Here is a 17,633-nt window from a genome sequence, read left to right as displayed (position 1 = left end):
GATTATTCTGCGCTGACAACAATGCCCTCTTCCGAGAACGCCGCCCGCAGGCGTCGCGCAAACTGGAGCGCATGCTCGCCGTCACCGTGTAAGCACACCGTATCAGCCTGAACGTTTGCCGTTGTCCCCTCCGTTGAGGTTACTCGCCCGAAGCGCACCATCTCCAGGGTCTGCGCCAGCGCTTTACCTTCGTCGGTGATCAGCGCACCGGCCTGCGTACGCGGAACCAGGCTACCGTCCGGCAGGTATCCCCGATCGGCAAACACTTCCTGCCGCGTAGTCAGCCCCAGCCGTTCTCCGGCACGAATAAGCTCGCTGCCCGCCAGGCCTACCAGAATCAGTTGCGGATTACAGTCCCGCACCGCGCGGGCAATGGCGTCTGCCAGCACCGGATCTTTCGCCGCCTGGTTATAGAGCATGCCGTGCGGCTTGACGTGGCGCAACACGCCATTCTCAGCGCGCACTATCGCCTCCAGGGCGCCGATCTGGTAGAGCATTTGCGCGTAAACCGTCACAGGCGGCAGAACCATCACCGTGCGACCAAAGTTTTCCCGGTCGGGAAAGCTGGGGTGAGCGCCAATCGCCACGCGGTTTTTCATGGCATTGCGCACGCTCGCCAGCATGGTCTGCGCATCGCCGGCATGAAACCCGCAGGCGATGTTCACCGAGGAGACCAGCGTCATCAGCGCCGCATCGGCGCTGCTGCCCTCCCCCAGATCGGCGTTTAAATCAATCTTTACCATCGAGCCTCCACGCCAGCTGATCGAGATAACGCTGCTGATCCTGCCGGGCTTTCAGCGCCTCCTCCAGCGAACACTGCACAAAATGAATGGGCTGACCGAGAGGAATTTGCGCCAGATGGTAGCGATCCGCTTCGATAATGCAGGCAATACGCGGATATCCCCCCGTGGTTTGCGCATCGTTCATCAGTACGATGGGCTGCCCGTTGCCCGGCACCTGAATCACCCCGGGCAACAGACCATGGGAAAGCAGCTCCCGGTCAGTCGTGCGGGTCAGCGGCTGGCCCTGAAGCCGGTAACCCATGCGGTTACTCTGCGGGCTGATCTTCCATGGCGAGCGCCAGAAAGACTCTTTCGCGGCTTCATCAAACTCATGGTATTCCGGTCCTGGTAAGGCGCGGATCACGTTCCCCCACAGCAGCTGTTTCACGCCCTGCGTGGTGGTGAAATGGCGCGTTGAGATCTTTATCCGCAGACGATCGCCGTCACGCAGCAGCCGTCCTTCATGGCCGCCCATTCCCGCTTTCTGGTCGGTGCTGGATGAGCCCAACACCTCCGGCACGTCGATCCCCCCCGCCACCGCAAGATAGCTGCGCACGCCGTGCAGAGGACGCTTGAGCGTCAGACGCTGCCCGGCCTTCGCCCGCAGGCGCCAGCCGGTCCACACCGCTTTGCCGTCCAGCGTCGCGTCACAGCCCGCGCCGGTTAAGGCAAACCAGGTTTCCTGACCAAACTCAATCACGCACTGACCCAGCGTAATTTCTAACGCCGCCGTGCTGCCTGCGTTACCTACCAGCAGGTTGGCAATCTCCAGCGAAGGGCGATCGAGCGCACCGCAGTAGCTCACGCCCGACTGACGCAGCCCAAAACGCCCGGCATCCTGTACCGAGGTGTAAAGCCCTGCGCGAATAAGCGTTAACATACCCCCTCCTTCTGCGGGATAAAGCGCAGGGTATCCCCCGGACGCAGGAGTATGGGCGCATCCTGGCCTGGTTCAAATAACGGCGTGGACGTGTGCCCAATCAGCTGCCAGCCTCCCGGTGAGGCGAGCGGATAAATTCCCGTTTGCTCGCCACCAATCGCCACGCTGCCCGCCGGTACGCTCAGGCGCGGCTCAGCCCGGCGCGGAGTATGCAGCTGGGGCGATAACCCGCCCAGATAGGGGAAACCCGGCTGAAATCCCAAAAACCAGACAACATAGTCGACTGAGCTATGCAGCTCCACAACCTGCTTCTCCGTTAATCCACAGTGTTCGGCCACCACGCCAAGGTCGGGACCTCCCTTGCCGCCATAGACAACCGGGATCTCAATCGTCCGCGATTCCGGCTCCAGCGCCTCGCTCTCCTCCCACCAGCGTTGCAGACGCTCAATGGCATCCAGCGCCCCCGTGTGCGGATCACGCAGCACCACGGTGATATTATTCATACCCGGAATAGCTTCAACCACGCCGGGTAGCTCGGGCAGTCGCTGAGCCAGACGCCAGATACGCTTTTGCGTGGCAAGCGTCACCGGAGGCTCAAGCTCCAGAACTACCGCGGTTTCACCCAGAAGATAACAACGCGCTCGCTGCACTTAACTACCTCTCATCAGGCCGGATTAGGGATATCAATAAACGTCACATCCAGATCGGTATTTTCCGTCAGCCACTCGCTGAGGGCGCGGATGCCGCCACGCTCGGTGGCGTGATGGCCCGCCGCGTAAAAATGCAGGCCTTGTTCACGGGCTGAGTGAATGGTCTGCTCGGAGACTTCGCCGGTAATGAAGGCGTCGACACCAAAACGCGCCGCGCTGTCAATAAAGCCCTGGCCGCCGCCGGTGCACCATGCCACGCGCTTCACGGTATCCGGCCCGGTGTCGCCGCACCACAGCGGACGACGCCCCAGGCGCGCTTCGATCCACGAAGCCAGCTCCAGACCCGGAACCGGCATCGACAGTTCGCCCCACGGCACCAGAGGTTCAATTTCGCCCATCACGGTAATCCCCAGCAGCTGCGCAAGCTGAACGTTATTTCCCAGTTCAGGATGCGCATCGAGCGGCAGGTGATAGCCGTACAGATTGATGTCATTCGCCAGCAGCGTTTTGAGTCGGTTGCGCTTCATGCCGCGAATAATCGGTGATTCGTTTTTCCAGAAATAACCGTGGTGGACAATCACCGCATCGGCTTCCTGACGCACCGCCTCATCCAGCAGCGCCTGGCTTGCCGTCACGCCGGTGATGATTTTTTGCACCGCCTCGCGCCCCTCCACCTGCAAGCCATTCGGGCCGTAGTCGCTAAACGAAGCCGTGTTGAGTTTTTCGTTAATCAGGCGTTCCAGTTCACTGTTTTTCATCATCATTCTCTCAAACTTTTCGGGCGGCTTCGTACGCCGCCAGCGTGGCGACGCGCGCCTGTTTATGGTCGACAATGGGACGGGGATAGTTCAGGGTAACACGCTGTTTATCCGCCCATACCCAGGGCTCATGAATGGCTTTGGCCGGGACATCCTTTAGCTCAGGCAGCCAGCGACGGATAAACTCGCCGTCGGCGTCAAATCGTTGTCCCTGCGTGGTCGGATTGAAGATCCGAAAATAGGGAGCCGCATCCGTTCCGGTGGAGGCCGCCCACTGCCAGCCGCCGTTATTCGCCGCCAGATCGCCATCGATCAGCTGAGAGATAAAATAACGCTCTCCGGTTCGCCAGTCGATAAGCAGATCCTTCACCAGGAAGCTGGCGGTAATCATACGCAGACGGTTATGCATCCACCCGGTTTCATTGAGCTGCCGCATAGCCGCATCAACAATCGGGAAGCCGGTGAGCCCACGCTGCCATGCTTTAAGCAGCTTCTCATTCGACTGCCACTGTACCTGTTCGGTCCAACGAATAAAGGGCCGATGTTTACACAAATCAGGATGATACGTCATCAGATGGCGATAAAACTCACGCCAGATCAGTTCGTTCAGCCACACTGCGCCCGCCCCCCCGTCTAAGGCCTGAGGCTGTTCCGCCAGCAGGCGATGTAAACACTGGCGCGGAGAGAGCGCGCCCAGCGCTAAACAGGCCGACAAGCGGCTGGTGCCTTCAGTCGCTGGAAAATCCCGACGCGCCTCGTACTCTGCCGCCCCCTGCGTGCAGAACTGACGCAACCGGTCAATAGCTGCTTTCTCACTGGCGGGGAATACTGTTTCATCGAACGACTGCTGGGGATAATTCAGCCTGATCGCCGGCAGATCCGTTATCGTTTCCCCTCTCACGGTCGGGGCGGTAACGCACTCAGGTAGTCCCTCTTTCAGGCGTTTGATAAAGGCATTTTTAAACGGCGTGAAAACTTTATACATTTCGTGGCTACCGGTCATTACGCTGCCCGGCGCGAGCATCACGCTGTCATCAAAGCCTTCACAGACCACGCCCGCAAGGGTTTTCTCCAGCTGACGATCCCGCTGTTGCTCGTTGAATTCATACTGATAGTTGTAATAAAGATGCGTTACTGCGTGCTGCTGGCAGATTGCCTGCACCGTCTGGCGCTGCGCGGCAAAATCATGGGCCTCTTTATAGATCAGCGGAATGCCTTTTTCAGCCAGTGAATGTTGCAGGTCATTCAGATACGCGCTGAGTAGTGCCGCTTGCCGGGGCGCCATGTCGTGCTGTCGCCACTGTTCAGGCGTGGCGATAAACAGGGCCAGCACATTCGCGTCTTTAGCGCGGCAGGCCGCCGCGAGAGCGAAGTTGTCGTGAATGCGTAAATCCGCGCGAAACCAAACCAGATGGGTGGGCATAAAACTCCAGGCAATTGTCCATTATGTCCGTAAGGGCATGCCGTAAAAGGAAAAAGGCATGCATTGAACTACTTTGCCATGAAGTGTAGACGGGATGAAATAAAAAAGGCCGCCCGAGGCGGCCTTAACGCTACTTGTCCTGCGCTATCAGGGTAAAGGCAATAAACACATCCGGTTTATCACTCTTTACAACGAGTGCGCTGGCGACAATGAACGCGATGCATAAATAGCGTTTCACTATGCGGTCCCTGCTGCTAACCGCTCCACCTATCACCACCGGTGATAAATCGGTGGACACAAGCTCTGTGTGGAGCCTGACTCACGGTTGTGGTAACACCTTTCCCGGGACCGGTGCCCATTTGCGAGATGGCGGAAAGGGACGCTGCATAGTAGGCATCACGTGAGCAAAACGTCATCCATTGAACCTGTTTTTAAGAATTTATTTAGGAGTGAAGCGTTTGCTTATTAAACCAGCAGAAGTATGCTTGTAAGCCTCTGTGTGAGAGCTTGAAAACTACCCAACGGACCGCGAATCCCGAGGGACAAAAAAACCGCCACATTGCTGTAGGCGGTTTTTTTATGGCTACGATGTCACACCGTATCAGTAGAAATCGCAGGTCGCTTTCTCGGCCTGATCCATCCACACCGGCTTCTCGCTGGTTTTCGCCCAGACGCGGTGCAGGTAACTGTAGAAACGTGCGCGATCTTTCCAGAACAGCATCACCGGCAGGGCCAGCACGCCAGCCACTACGGCGAAAGTGCGACGCATGAAAATGATATGAGCCGGAAACTCTTTATAAAGATCCATAATTTTCTCCCCTGTAGTTGGCCGGAAACCGTCTCCGGAAAATGTGAAATCTGTGACCTGGTTAAAATAATACCGCTTTGTTTGTAATTTTACTACTCATCCGACCACTTATTTTCATTCATTTCGTGAATATTTACATTCCCGCCTGTAATTAAGTTACAAAAAAGTTAACGATTTACTTACCAATAGTTAAATTGTGGTCTTTCCCTTTTTATACTTTTTTTACACCTGCCCTTCTGATTTTTGCGAAATCTTTGCGCCATAAATCCTACCGTTTGTACAACAACAAAAGTCACCCGGAGGTGGATTGTGAGTGCAGGTCTGATTGCCGGCATCGTGCTGGTGTTCCTGTTATTGGGTTATCTGATTTATGCCCTGATTAATGCGGAGGCATTCTGATGGCTGCTCAGGCGTTTTTGCTTATTGCCAGCTTTTTACTGGTGCTGTTTGTGCTCGCCAGGCCGCTGGGAACAGCGCTGGCGCGTCTGATAAACAACGTGCCATTGCCGGGCACGCGAAATATTGAAAACGTGCTCTGGCGCATTTCAGGTATCAGCGATCGGGAAATGAACTGGCGCCAGTACCTAATGGCGATACTGCTTCTGAATATCCTGGGGCTTATTGCCCTCTTTACGCTGCTGATGCTCCAGGGCAGTCTGCCGTTGAACCCGCAGCAGTTACCGGGTTTATCCTGGCATCTGGCGCTGAACACGGCGGTCAGCTTTGTCACCAACACCAACTGGCAGTCTTACGCTGGTGAAACCACGCTCAGCTACTTCAGCCAGATGGCCGGGTTAACCGTGCAAAACTTTCTTTCTGCGGCCAGCGGTATCGCGGTGATCTTCGCCCTGACGCGCGCGTTTGCCCGTCAGAATGTCAGCACCCTCGGCAACGCCTGGGTTGATGTCACGCGCATCACCCTTTGGATCCTGGTGCCTGTTGCGCTGATTATTGCCCTGTTCTTTATTCAGCAAGGCACTCTGCAAAACCTGCTGCCTTATACCCCTTACACCTCGCTTGAAGGGGCCAGGGAACTCCTTCCTATGGGGCCGGTGGCGTCGCAGGAAGCGATCAAGATGCTGGGCACCAACGGCGGCGGCTTCTTCAACGCCAACTCATCGCATCCGTTTGAAAACCCAACGGCATTAACCAATTTTGTACAGATGCTGGCGATCTTCCTGATCCCCGCCGCGCTCTGCTTCGCCTTTGGCGATGTGGTTAACGATCGCCGCCAGGGACGTACGCTGCTGTGGGCGATGTCGTTGATCTTCGTGGTCTGCGTAGCACTGGTGATGTGGGCCGAATGGAACGGCAACAGCCACTTCATGCAGCTGGGGGCTAACAGCAATATCAACCTGGAAGGCAAAGAGAGCCGCTTCGGCATTCTTGCCAGCAGCCTCTATGCGGTGGTCACCACGGCGGCCTCCTGCGGGGCAGTGAACGCCATGCACGACTCTTTTACCGCGCTCGGCGGCATGATCCCGATGTGGCTGATGCAGATTGGCGAGGTAGTTTTCGGTGGGGTCGGTTCGGGGCTGTACGGCATGCTGTTGTTCGTTCTGCTCGCCGTGTTTATCGCCGGGCTAATGATCGGTCGCACGCCGGAGTATCTCGGCAAAAAAATCGACGTCCGCGAAATGAAATTAACCGCGCTGGCAATTCTGGTCACCCCCACCCTTGTGCTGCTCGGTACCGCGCTGGCGCTGATGACCGACGCCGGGCGCAACGGCATCTTTAACCCGGGCATTCACGGCTTTAGCGAAGTGCTTTACGCCGTTTCGTCTGCCGCCAACAACAACGGCAGCGCCTTTGCAGGATTAAGCGCCAACTCGCCGTTCTGGAACTGTTTGCTGGCGTTCTGCATGTTCATCGGACGTTTCGGCGTGATTATTCCCGTCATGGCGATCGCTGGAACACTGGTGAATAAGAAGATCCAGCCGACCACCACCGGTACGTTACCGACTCACGGCGCGCTGTTCGTCGGCCTGCTGATTGGCACCGTTTTGCTGGTGGGTGCCCTGACCTTTATCCCCGCCCTCGCGTTAGGCCCGGTTGCGGAATATCTCTCTTTACGCTGATTTTGCGGAGAATTTGTCATGAGTCGTAAACAACTGGCCCTGCTCGAACCGACGTTAGTTCGTCAGGCCCTCATGGATGCGGTAAAAAAACTGAGCCCGCGCGTGCAGTGGCACAACCCGGTGATGTTTATTGTCTGGACTGGAAGTTTACTTACCACCGCACTGGCGATTGCCATGGGAACGGGACACCTTTCGGGGAATGCAACCTTTACCGCCGCCATCAGCCTGTGGCTGTGGTTTACCGTGCTGTTCGCCAACTTCGCCGAAGCGTTAGCGGAAGGCCGCAGTAAGGCACAGGCCAACAGCCTGAAAGGAGTAAAAAAGACCGCCTTTGCGCGCAAATTACGCGAACCTAAATACGGCGCGCAGATGGACCACGTTCCGGCGGATGAACTGCGCAAAGGTGACGTGGTGCTGGTGGAAGCTGGCGACATCATCCCCTGCGACGGTGAGGTGATCGAGGGCGGCGCGTCGGTAGACGAAAGCGCCATTACCGGGGAATCCGCACCGGTGATCCGTGAGTCGGGCGGAGATTTCGCCTCAGTTACCGGCGGAACGCGCATTCTTTCCGACTGGCTGGTGATCCAGTGCAGCGTTAACCCGGGCGAAACCTTTCTCGACCGGATGATCGCCATGGTGGAAGGCGCACAGCGTCGTAAAACGCCGAACGAGATCGCCCTGACCATTCTGCTGGTGGCGCTCACCATTGTCTTCCTGCTGGCAACGGCGACCCTGTGGCCCTTCTCCGCCTACGGCGGTACAGCGGTTAGCATCACCGTACTGATCGCCCTGCTCGTCTGTCTGATCCCCACCACTATCGGCGGCCTGCTTTCCGCGATTGGCGTGGCGGGGATGAGCCGGATGCTGGGCGCGAACGTCATCGCCACCAGCGGACGCGCCGTTGAAGCGGCGGGTGACGTAGACGTGCTGCTGCTGGATAAAACCGGGACCATCACCCTGGGCAATCGTCAGGCCTCTGACTTTCTACCTGCTCCCGGCGTGGATGAAAAAACGCTGGCTGACGCGGCGCAGCTTTCCTCGCTGGCCGATGAAACGCCGGAAGGCCGCAGTATCGTGATCCTCGCCAAGCAGCGCTTTAACCTGCGCCAGCGCGACGTTCAGAGCCTGCACGCCACGTTCGTGCCCTTCACAGCGCAAACCCGAATGAGCGGAATTAACATTCAGGACCGGATGATCCGTAAAGGGTCCGTTGATGCCATTCGCCGTCATATTGAAGCCAATAATGGACACTTCCCCCCGGAAGTCGACCACCTGGTGGAAAGCGTGGCGCGTCAGGGAGCAACCCCGCTGGTGGTGGCGGAAGGTGCAAGCGTTCTGGGGGTTATCGCCCTGAAGGATATCGTTAAAGGCGGTATTAAAGAGCGTTTCGCCCAGATGCGTAAGATGGGCATTAAAACAGTGATGATCACCGGGGATAACCGTCTGACTGCGGCGGCCATTGCCGCCGAAGCGGGCGTGGATGATTTCCTTTCCGAAGCGACGCCGGAAGCGAAGCTGGCACTCATTCGCCAGTATCAGGCGGAAGGCCGTCTGGTGGCGATGACCGGCGACGGCACCAACGACGCCCCGGCGCTGGCGCAGGCCGACGTGGCGGTGGCGATGAACTCCGGTACCCAGGCGGCAAAAGAGGCGGGCAACATGGTGGATCTCGACTCGAACCCGACCAAGCTGATCGAAGTGGTACATATCGGGAAGCAGATGCTGATGACGCGCGGCTCGCTGACCACGTTCAGTATCGCCAACGACGTGGCGAAGTATTTCGCCATCATTCCGGCGGCTTTTGCGGCAACCTACCCGCAGTTGAATGCCCTGAACGTGATGCACCTGCACTCTCCGGCCTCGGCCATTTTGAGCGCGGTGATCTTCAACGCGCTGATTATTGTCTTTCTTATTCCGCTGGCGCTGAAAGGGGTGAGCTATAAGCCGCTGACGGCCGCCGCCATGCTGCGCCGTAACCTGTGGATTTACGGTCTGGGTGGGCTGGTGGTGCCCTTTATTGGGATCAAGGTTATCGACATGCTGTTAACGCTGTTCGGGCTGGTTTAAAAGGTGGATCCAATGACGATGTTACGTCCCGCTATACTGTTGTTTATTCTGCTGTCTCTGATTACCGGCGGGCTTTACCCGCTGATGACTACCGCGCTGGGCCAGTGGTGGTTTAAAGATCAGGCCAACGGCTCGCTGATTATCCAGAACGGTGAAAACCGCGGCTCGCGTCTGATTGGGCAGAACTTTACGGACCCGCGCTACTTCCAGGGACGCCCTTCCGCCACTGCGGAAAGCCCGTATAATCCAATGGCCTCCGGCGGCAGCAATCTGGCTGGCAGTAATCCTGACCTGGACAAAGCCGTTGCTGAACGCGTTGCCGCCCTGCGCGCCGCGAATCCGCAGGCCAGCCGTGAGGTGCCGGTTGAGCTGATCACCGCTTCCGCGAGCGGGCTGGATTACAGCCTGACGCCGGATGCGGTGGTGTGGCAGATCCCACGCGTGGCAGCCGCCCGTCAGCTGACCGTCGAGCAGGTGAGCCAGCTGGTCGCAGAACATACGCAAAAGCCGCTGGTCAGCTTCATCGGCATGCCGGTAGTGAACATTGTTGAGCTGAATCTGGCGCTGGACGCGCTAAGGAAGAACTAAATGACCGACGAGCCCATGCGCCCGGATCCGGACAGGCTGCTTGAACAGACGGCTGAAGCCCACCGCGGCAAGCTGAAAATTTTCTTCGGCGCCTGCGCGGGCGTCGGGAAAACCTTCGCCATGCTGACGGAAGCCCAGCGGCTTCGGGCGCAGGGGCTTGATATTCTCATCGGCGTGGTGGAAACCCACGGTCGCAAAGAGACGGCTGCGCTGCTGACGGGGCTGGCGACGCAGCCGCCCCAGCGTATCAGCCATCGCGGGCGGCTGGTCACGGAGTTTGATCTTGATGCCGCCCTCGCCCGCCGCCCTGCCCTGATCCTGATGGACGAACTAGCGCACAGCAATGCGCCAGGCTCCCGCCATCCGAAGCGCTGGCAGGATGTTGAGGAGCTGCTTGAGGCAGGCATTGACGTCTTCACCACGGTAAATGTTCAGCATCTGGAAAGCCTGAACGACGTAGTGAGCGGCGTAACCGGTATCCAGGTGCGGGAAACCGTCCCCGATCCGTTTTTTGATTCTGCCGATGAAGTCGTACTGGTTGACCTGCCGCCGGACGATCTACGCCAGCGCCTGCACGAAGGCAAAGTGTATATTGCCGGCCAGGCCGAACGCGCCATCGAACATTTTTTCCGCAAAGGAAACCTGATTGCCCTGCGCGAGCTGGCCCTGCGCCGCACCGCCGATCGCGTTGATGACCAGATGCGCGCCTGGCGAGACATACAGGGACAAGAGCGCGTCTGGCACACGCGGGACGCCATTCTGTTATGCATTGGTCACGGCAGCGGCAACGAAAAACTGGTTCGCACCGCCGCCCGGCTGGCAGCGAAATTTGGCAGCGTCTGGCACGCGGTCTACGTCGAAACGCCGCAGCTGCATGGCCTGCCAGAAAATCAGCGTCGCGCCATTTTGAGCGCGCTGCGGCTGGCGCAGGAGCTGGGTGCCGAAACCGCCACCCTTTCCGAACCGCAGGAAGATAAAGCCATTCTGCGCTACGCGCGCGAGCACAACCTGGGCAAGATTGTCATTGGACGTCGACAGCATCGCCGCTGGTTTAGCCGCGAATCTTTTGCCGACAGGCTGGCCCGCCGCGCGCCGGATCTTGATTTAGTCATCGTCGCGCTGGATGACAAGCCCGCCCCTCTGCCCAACCGTACGCCGGACGCTCGCACCTTTGGCGATAAATGGCGCATTCAGATCCGGGGTTGCCTGGTGGCAGTAGTCCTTTGCGCCCTGATTACGGTGATTGCCAGCCAGTGGCTCATCGCCTTCGACGCCGCCAATCTGGTCATGATTTATCTGCTCGGCGTCGTTGTGGTCGCGCTCTTTTATGGCCGCTGGCCGTCGGTGCTGGCAACGGTGATCAACGTCATCAGCTTCGACCTTTTTTTTATCGCTCCGCGCGGGACGCTTGCTGTCTCGGACGTGCAGTACATTCTGACCTTTGCCGTGATGCTTACCGTCGGGCTGGTGATCGGGAATCTGACGGCAGGCGTACGCTACCAGGCACGCATTGCCCGCTATCGCGAGCAGCGCACGCGCCATCTGTATGAAATGTCAAAATCGCTGGCGGTTGGCCGCACGCAGCGGGATATCGTGCAGACCAGCGAGCAGTTTATCCGTTCGACCTTTCATGCCAGTAACCTGATTTTGCTCCCCGACGAACAGGGGCGCCTTCGCCCGCTGACCTCCCCTTCGGGGATGACGCCCTGGGATGAAGCGATTGCCCGCTGGAGTTTCGATAAGGGGTTACCTGCCGGCGCCGGCACCGACACTCTGCCCGGCGTGCCTTACCGGATCCTGCCGCTGCGCAGCGCGGATAAAAATCACGGGCTGGTCATCGTCGAGCCGTCTAACCTGCGTCAGCTGATGATCCCAGAGCAGCAGCGCCTGCTGGAAACCTTCACCCTGCTGGTCGCCAGCGCCCTTGAACGGCTGGCGCTCACCGCCAGCGAAGAGCAGGCGCGGCTGGCAAGCGAGCGCGAAAGTATTCGCAATTCGCTGCTGGCAGCGCTGTCTCACGATTTGCGCACCCCGCTTACCGTGCTGTTTGGCCAGTCCGAAATTCTGACGCTGGATCTGGCGGCGGAAGGATCAAAGCACGCGATGCAGGCCAGCGAAATTCGCCAGCACGTGCTGAATACCACGCGCCTGGTGAACAACCTGCTGGACATGGCGCGCATTCAGTCCGGCGGGTTTAACCTCAAAAAAGAGTGGCTCACCCTTGAGGAGGTTGTCGGCAGTGCGCTGAAGATGCTGGAGCCGGGTCTCGGCGGGCGCCATATTGAGCTGGACATGCCGGAACCCCTGACGTTAATCCATGTGGATGGCCCGCTGTTTGAGCGCGTGCTGATTAATCTGCTGGAAAACGCGGCTAAATACGCCGGGACAAAGGCCCGGCTGGGGATTGCTGCCAGGGTGGATAAACGTGTGCTGCGGCTCGACGTCTGGGATACCGGGCCGGGTATTCCGGCTGGTCAGGAGCGCGCCATATTCGAAAAATTTGCGCGCGGTAATAAGGAATCCGCCATTCCGGGCGTTGGGCTGGGTCTGGCGATCTGCCAGGCGATTGTCGACGTGCATGGTGGCACCATTTCCGCAGAGAACCGCCCGGAAGGTGGGGCACGCTTTTGTGTTACACTTCCTCTTGAAACCCCACCAGAACTTGATGAATTACCAGAGGATTTGTGATTAACGTTCTGATTGTTGAAGATGAGCTCGCTATCAGCCGATTTCTGCGTACCGCGCTGGAAGGCGACGGCTTGCGCGTGCATGAAGCCGGTACGCTTCAACGGGGGTTAATTGAAGCCGCCACCCGCAAGCCAGATCTGGTGATCCTGGATCTGGGACTTCCGGATGGCGACGGCATCGATTTTATTCGTGAGGTGCGTCAGTGGAGCCAGATGCCCATTCTGGTGCTCTCTGCCCGCACCGAAGAGACGGATAAAATCGCCGCGCTGGATGCCGGAGCGGATGATTATCTGATCAAACCGTTTGGCATTGGCGAGTTACAGGCCCGGCTTCGTGTGGCGCTGCGTCGACACAGTGCCACGTCCCCTTCCGATCCGGTGTACGCCTTTGGCGATATCCGCGTCGATCTTGCCGCCCGCCGCATCGTGCGAGGGGAAGAAGAGATCCACCTTACGCCTATCGAATTTCGTCTGCTGGCCGTGCTGCTCAATAACCACGGAAAAGTGTTAACGCAGCGACAGCTGTTAAGCCAGGTCTGGGGACCGAATGCTGTCGAGCATAGTCACTATTTACGCATTTATATGGGACACCTTCGCCAGAAACTTGAAGCCGATCCCGCGCGTCCTCGTCATTTATTAACAGAAACCGGTATCGGATATCGGTTTATGATCTGAATAAGTATTCACTTTAATTTTAAATAAAAAACATACCAGCCTTAATAAAGCCATGAAAATAACGATGAGTTTATTTTCATGGCTATATTCGCCCTCTTTAAACACAATTAAAACATCAATTTAACACCAAACCAACAAAACAGCATTTTGATCTGCGTTATTCACTCAAAACGACTAATTATTTCTGAAATGATCGGTTATTGGTGATCTGTTTCACAGTTAATCCCTTTTTCCTGGATAAAATGACCATGCTTTCAATTACTGAAAGGAAACTGAACATGGAAAACAATAATCGTTTAATGCCCCATATAAGGCGGACAACACATATCATGATGTTTGCCCACCGTAACTGTTTTGACTTTCATCTCTTTAACGCCCGGTAGTCCTTCGACTTCTGGCGCATCTGCTTACAGGTTATCCTGAAAAACGCTATTTTACAGGCTGTTGCCTGTGAACACCTGCGCTCATTCCTTGTGATTCAGATTCTCCGCAACCGGGCGGACTGAATTCTACTCAGCAAAAAAGCAATTAACTGATTTCGTATCAGCGGACACGCTTTGCTTTTTTTTCCGGAAATAATCGATTTCTTTACCGCAAGAAGTCGAGGGCCCCATATTGCCTGAAATAAAGAGATAAAGATGAAAACGTTAAAAATTGCCGTCAGCCGTGCCTGCCCTGAATGCTTTACCACTTCGCGCGACATCGTGGATATCACCGCATCAGATTATATTGATGTGGCAGCCGTGGTTCTGGCCGTCAGCGATATTTTCAATGGCGCCATAGAAGAAATAGAAGCCACGGGATTCGGCATCCCGGTGTTTATTGCCACGCATAAAGAAGAAAGGGTTCCGGCTGAATTTCTGTCGCGTATTCACGGCGTTTTTGAGTACTCTGACACCAGCAATGCGTACTACGGACGCCAGCTTGAAGCGGCTGCGCAGAAGTACGAAACCCAGCTCCGCCCGCCGTTCTTCCGCGCGCTGGTCGATTACGTCCAGCAGGGGAACAGCGCGTTTGACTGCCCCGGACATCAGGGAGGCCAGTTCTTCCGCCGCCATCCGGCCGGAAACCAGTTTGTCGATTTCTTTGGCGAAACGCTTTTCCGCGCCGATCTGTGCAATGCCGACGTGGCAATGGGCGATCTGCTGATCCACGAAGGCGCGCCATGCATCGCCCAACAGCATGCGGCAAAAGTCTTTAATGCGGATAAAACCTACTTCGTGCTGAACGGCACCTCCTCTTCCAACAAGGTGGTGCTCAATGCTCTGCTCACGCCAGGAGATCTGGTGCTGTTCGATCGCAATAACCATAAATCTAATCACCACGGGGCGCTGTTACAGGCGGGCGCGACGCCGGTGTATCTGGAAACGGCGCGCAACCCGTACGGGTTTATCGGCGGTATCGACGCACACTGTTTCGACGAGAGCTACCTGCGGGAGCTGGTGTCAGAGGTCGCGCCTGGCCGTGCGCGGGATGAACGTCCGTTCCGTCTGGCGGTGATCCAGCTGGGCACCTACGACGGTACCATTTATAACGCCCGTCAGGTGGTGGATAAGATTGGTCACCTGTGCGATTACATTCTGTTTGACTCCGCCTGGGTGGGTTACGAGCAGTTTATCCCGATGATGGCCGACTGCTCGCCGCTGCTGCTGGAGCTGAACGAAAACGATCCGGGCATTCTGGTGACCCAGTCGGTGCATAAGCAGCAGGCGGGCTTCTCGCAAACCTCGCAAATCCATAAGAAGGACAGCCACATAAAAGGCCAGCCGCGCTATGTCCCGCATAAACGCCTCAACAACGCCTTTATGATGCACGCCTCCACCAGCCCGTTTTATCCGCTGTTTGCCGCCCTGGATATCAACGCCCGCATGCACGAGGGGCAAAGTGGGCGCAACATGTGGATGGACTGCGTGGTGACGGGTATCGAAGCGCGGAAACTGATCCTTCAGAACTGTCAGTTTATTCGTCCGTTCGTGCCGGAGACGGTGGATGGCCGTCCATGGGAAAGCTGGGATACGGCAGAGATTGCGACCGATCTGCGCTTCTTCCATTTCGTTCCGGGCGAACGCTGGCACGCCTTTGAGGGATACGCCGAGCATCAGTATTTTATCGATCCCTGCAAACTGCTGCTGACTACGCCGGGCATCAACGCCCGCACCGGTGAGTACGATGATTTCGGCGTGCCCGCGACCATCCTCGCCAACTTCCTGCGTGAAAACGGCATCGTGCCGGAAAAATGCGACCTCAATTCCATTCTGTTCCTGCTCACCCCGGCGGAGGACATGGGCAAATTGCAGCAGCTCGTCGCCCAGCTGGTGCGCTTCGAAAAACTGCTCCAGAGCGATGTGCCGCTGAAAGAGGTTCTGCCCTCTCTTTATAAGCAACATCCGGAACGTTATGCGGATTATACCCTGCGTCAGATTTGTCAGGAGATGCATGACCTCTACGCCCGCCATAACGTGAAGCAACTGCAAAAAGAGATGTTCCGCAAGTCTCACTTCCCACGCGTCATGATGAACCCGCAGGAGGCGAACTATGCCTATCTGCGCGGTGAGGTCGAGCTGGTGTCCCTGCGCGACGCGGAAGGCCGTATCGCCGCGGAAGGCGCGCTGCCTTACCCACCGGGGGTGTTGTGCGTGGTGCCGGGAGAAGTTTGGGGCGGTTCCGTGCTGCGCTATTTCGCCGCGCTGGAAGACGGGATCAATCTGCTGCCGGGTTTTGCGCCGGAGTTACAGGGGGTTTACGTCGAGGAGTGTGACGGTCGCAAACAGGTGCGCTGCTACGTCATCAAACAACCTGCCGCTCAGCCATCGCTGCTGAAAGGAGAAAAATTATGAGTAAGGCCAACAAGATGGGCGTGGTGCAACTCACTATTCTCACCATGGTGAATATGATGGGTTCGGGGATCATCATGCTCCCCACCAAGCTCGCTGAAGTGGGGACGATTTCGATTATCTCCTGGCTTGTTACCGCCGTGGGTTCGATGGCGCTGGCGTGGGCGTTTGCCAAGTGCGGTATGTTCAGCCGCAAGTCCGGCGGGATGGGTGGCTATGCCGAATATGCGTTTGGTAAGTCCGGTAACTTTATGGCGAACTATACCTATGGCGTGTCGCTGCTGATCGCCAATGTGGCGATTGCCATTTCCGCTGTCGGTTACGGCACAGAGCTGTTTGGCGCGACGCTGACCCCGGTGCAAATTGGGCTGGCGACCATCGGCGTGCTCTGGATCTGCACCGTCGCTAACTTTGGCGGCGCGCGCATCACCGGACAGCTCAGCAGCATCACCGTCTGGGGCGTCATCATCCCGGTTGTCGGCCTGTGCATCATCGGTTGGTTCTGGTTCAGCCCGACGCTGTACGCCAATTCCTGGAATCCGCATCACGTACCGTTCTTCACCGCCGTGGGATCGTCCATCGCCATGACGCTGTGGGCCTTCCTCGGGCTGGAGTCGGCCTGTGCGAATGCGGAAGTGGTGGAAAACCCGGAGAAAAATGTGCCGATCGCGGTACTCGGCGGGACGCTGGGGGCGGCGGTGATCTATATCGTCTCAACCAACGTGATTGCGGGAATTGTGCCCAACATGGATCTGGCTAACTCCACGGCGCCGTTCGGACTGGCGTTTGCGCAGATGTTTACGCCGGAGGTAGGGAAAGTGATCATGGGACTGATGGTGATGTCCTGCTGCGGCTCGCTGCTGGGCTGGCAGTTCACCATCGCCCAGGTATTCAAATCTTCCGCTGACGAAGGTTATTTCCCGAAAATCTTCTCCCGCGTCACCAAAGCGGATGCACCGGTGCAGGGCATGCTGGCGATTGTCATCTTCCAGAGCGGATTGTCGCTGATGACCATCAGCCCGTCACTGAACAGCCAGTTTAACGTGCTGGTCAACCTGGCGGTGGTGACGAACATCATTCCGTACATTCTGTCGATGGCGGCGCTGGTGATTATTCAGAAGGTGGCGAAGGTGGATCCGCGCAAAGCCCGGGCGGCCAATATCGTGGCGCTGATTGGGGCGATTTACAGCTTCTATGCGCTCTACTCGTCCGGTCAGGAGGCGATGCTGTATGGGGCGATGGTGACATTCATGGGCTGGACGCTGTACGGTCTGGTCTCACCACGGTTTGAACTGAAGAATAAACATAGTTAAAAAAGAAGCCCGGTGGCGCTGGCGCTTACCGGGCCTACGAGGTCAATGCAAAACGGCAACCCTGAGGTTGCCGTTTTTTATGTTTTCTCC

Annotated in this window: 15 protein-coding genes; 9 read left to right on the top strand and 6 right to left on the bottom strand. The window is 57.3% G+C overall.

Going from position 1 to position 17,633, the window contains the following annotated elements:
- Positions 1-2: 2 nt before the first annotated feature.
- The 6 genes from pxpA to FZF21_RS06540 all read right to left on the bottom strand — a co-directional run bounded on the left by pxpA (position 3) and on the right by FZF21_RS06540 (position 5,301).
- A complete protein-coding gene (gene pxpA, locus FZF21_RS06565) occupies positions 3-743 on the bottom strand; it encodes a 5-oxoprolinase subunit PxpA (RefSeq protein ID WP_149121004.1) in 741 nt (246 codons plus the stop codon).
- Positions 730-1,662 (bottom strand): 5-oxoprolinase subunit PxpC, encoded by a 933-nt coding sequence (pxpC, locus tag FZF21_RS06560; RefSeq protein ID WP_047728001.1) that lies wholly within the window; start codon positions 1,660-1,662, stop codon positions 730-732. Before pxpC ends, pxpA begins: the two co-directional genes overlap by 14 nt.
- Positions 1,656-2,312, bottom strand: a complete 657-nt coding sequence (gene pxpB / locus FZF21_RS06555) for a 5-oxoprolinase subunit PxpB (protein WP_003858633.1) — start codon at positions 2,310-2,312, stop codon at positions 1,656-1,658. Before pxpB ends, pxpC begins: the two co-directional genes overlap by 7 nt.
- Before the next feature lie 14 nt (positions 2,313-2,326).
- A complete protein-coding gene (locus FZF21_RS06550) occupies positions 2,327-3,070 on the bottom strand; it encodes a type 2 GTP cyclohydrolase I (RefSeq protein ID WP_026094364.1) in 744 nt (247 codons plus the stop codon).
- A 10-nt stretch (positions 3,071-3,080) separates the two neighbouring features.
- On the bottom strand, positions 3,081-4,493 hold the full coding sequence (phrB, locus tag FZF21_RS06545; protein ID WP_023303302.1) for a deoxyribodipyrimidine photo-lyase: 1,413 nt from the start codon (positions 4,491-4,493) through the stop codon (positions 3,081-3,083).
- Positions 4,494-5,094: 601 nt separating this feature from the next.
- Positions 5,095-5,301 carry a YbfA family protein gene (locus tag FZF21_RS06540; protein ID WP_003858637.1) on the bottom strand — a complete coding sequence of 69 codons (207 nt, stop codon included), beginning with the start codon at positions 5,299-5,301 and terminating at the stop codon, positions 5,095-5,097.
- Between the two features lie 309 nt (positions 5,302-5,610).
- On the opposite strand from FZF21_RS06540, the gene kdpF reads away from it, so the two are divergent.
- The 9 genes from kdpF to potE all read left to right on the top strand — a co-directional run bounded on the left by kdpF (position 5,611) and on the right by potE (position 17,543).
- Positions 5,611-5,700: a K(+)-transporting ATPase subunit F gene (kdpF, locus tag FZF21_RS06535; RefSeq protein WP_003858638.1), complete on the top strand. Its 90-nt coding sequence runs from the start codon at positions 5,611-5,613 to the stop codon at positions 5,698-5,700.
- Entirely contained in the window at positions 5,700-7,379 is a 1,680-nt protein-coding gene (gene kdpA, locus FZF21_RS06530; RefSeq protein ID WP_023296127.1) for a potassium-transporting ATPase subunit KdpA, read from the top strand. Before kdpF ends, kdpA begins: the two co-directional genes overlap by 1 nt.
- An 18-nt stretch (positions 7,380-7,397) precedes the next feature.
- Complete coding sequence (kdpB, locus tag FZF21_RS06525) at positions 7,398-9,446, top strand: potassium-transporting ATPase subunit KdpB (protein ID WP_023296126.1); 2,049 nt, start codon at positions 7,398-7,400, stop codon at positions 9,444-9,446.
- A gap of 12 nt (positions 9,447-9,458) precedes the next feature.
- Positions 9,459-10,034 carry a potassium-transporting ATPase subunit KdpC gene (gene kdpC, locus FZF21_RS06520; protein ID WP_015571119.1) on the top strand — a complete coding sequence of 192 codons (576 nt, stop codon included), beginning with the start codon at positions 9,459-9,461 and terminating at the stop codon, positions 10,032-10,034.
- The gene (gene kdpD, locus FZF21_RS06515; RefSeq protein ID WP_149121005.1) at positions 10,035-12,722 is read left to right on the top strand and encodes a two-component system sensor histidine kinase KdpD; all 2,688 of its coding nucleotides are present in this window, start codon (positions 10,035-10,037) and stop codon (positions 12,720-12,722) included.
- Positions 12,719-13,396, top strand: coding sequence for a two-component system response regulator KdpE (gene kdpE, locus FZF21_RS06510; RefSeq protein ID WP_003858643.1), 678 nt, complete (start codon positions 12,719-12,721; stop codon positions 13,394-13,396). Before kdpD ends, kdpE begins: the two co-directional genes overlap by 4 nt.
- Positions 13,397-13,674: 278 nt before the next feature.
- Positions 13,675-13,779 carry a leader peptide SpeFL gene (gene speFL, locus FZF21_RS06505; RefSeq protein ID WP_003858645.1) on the top strand — a complete coding sequence of 35 codons (105 nt, stop codon included), beginning with the start codon at positions 13,675-13,677 and terminating at the stop codon, positions 13,777-13,779.
- A gap of 255 nt (positions 13,780-14,034) precedes the next feature.
- On the top strand, positions 14,035-16,233 hold the full coding sequence (gene speF, locus FZF21_RS06500) for an ornithine decarboxylase SpeF (protein WP_015571121.1): 2,199 nt from the start codon (positions 14,035-14,037) through the stop codon (positions 16,231-16,233).
- Positions 16,230-17,543, top strand: a complete 1,314-nt coding sequence (potE, locus tag FZF21_RS06495; RefSeq protein WP_003858648.1) for a putrescine-ornithine antiporter — start codon at positions 16,230-16,232, stop codon at positions 17,541-17,543. The genes speF and potE overlap by 4 nt, the downstream gene beginning before the upstream one ends.
- The last annotated feature ends 90 nt before the right edge of the window (positions 17,544-17,633 follow it).

Source organism: Enterobacter sp. LU1 (genome assembly GCF_008271405.2).
GTDB lineage: Bacteria > Pseudomonadota > Gammaproteobacteria > Enterobacterales > Enterobacteriaceae > Enterobacter > Enterobacter hormaechei_C.
This window is presented reverse-complemented; position numbering and strand designations above follow the sequence as displayed.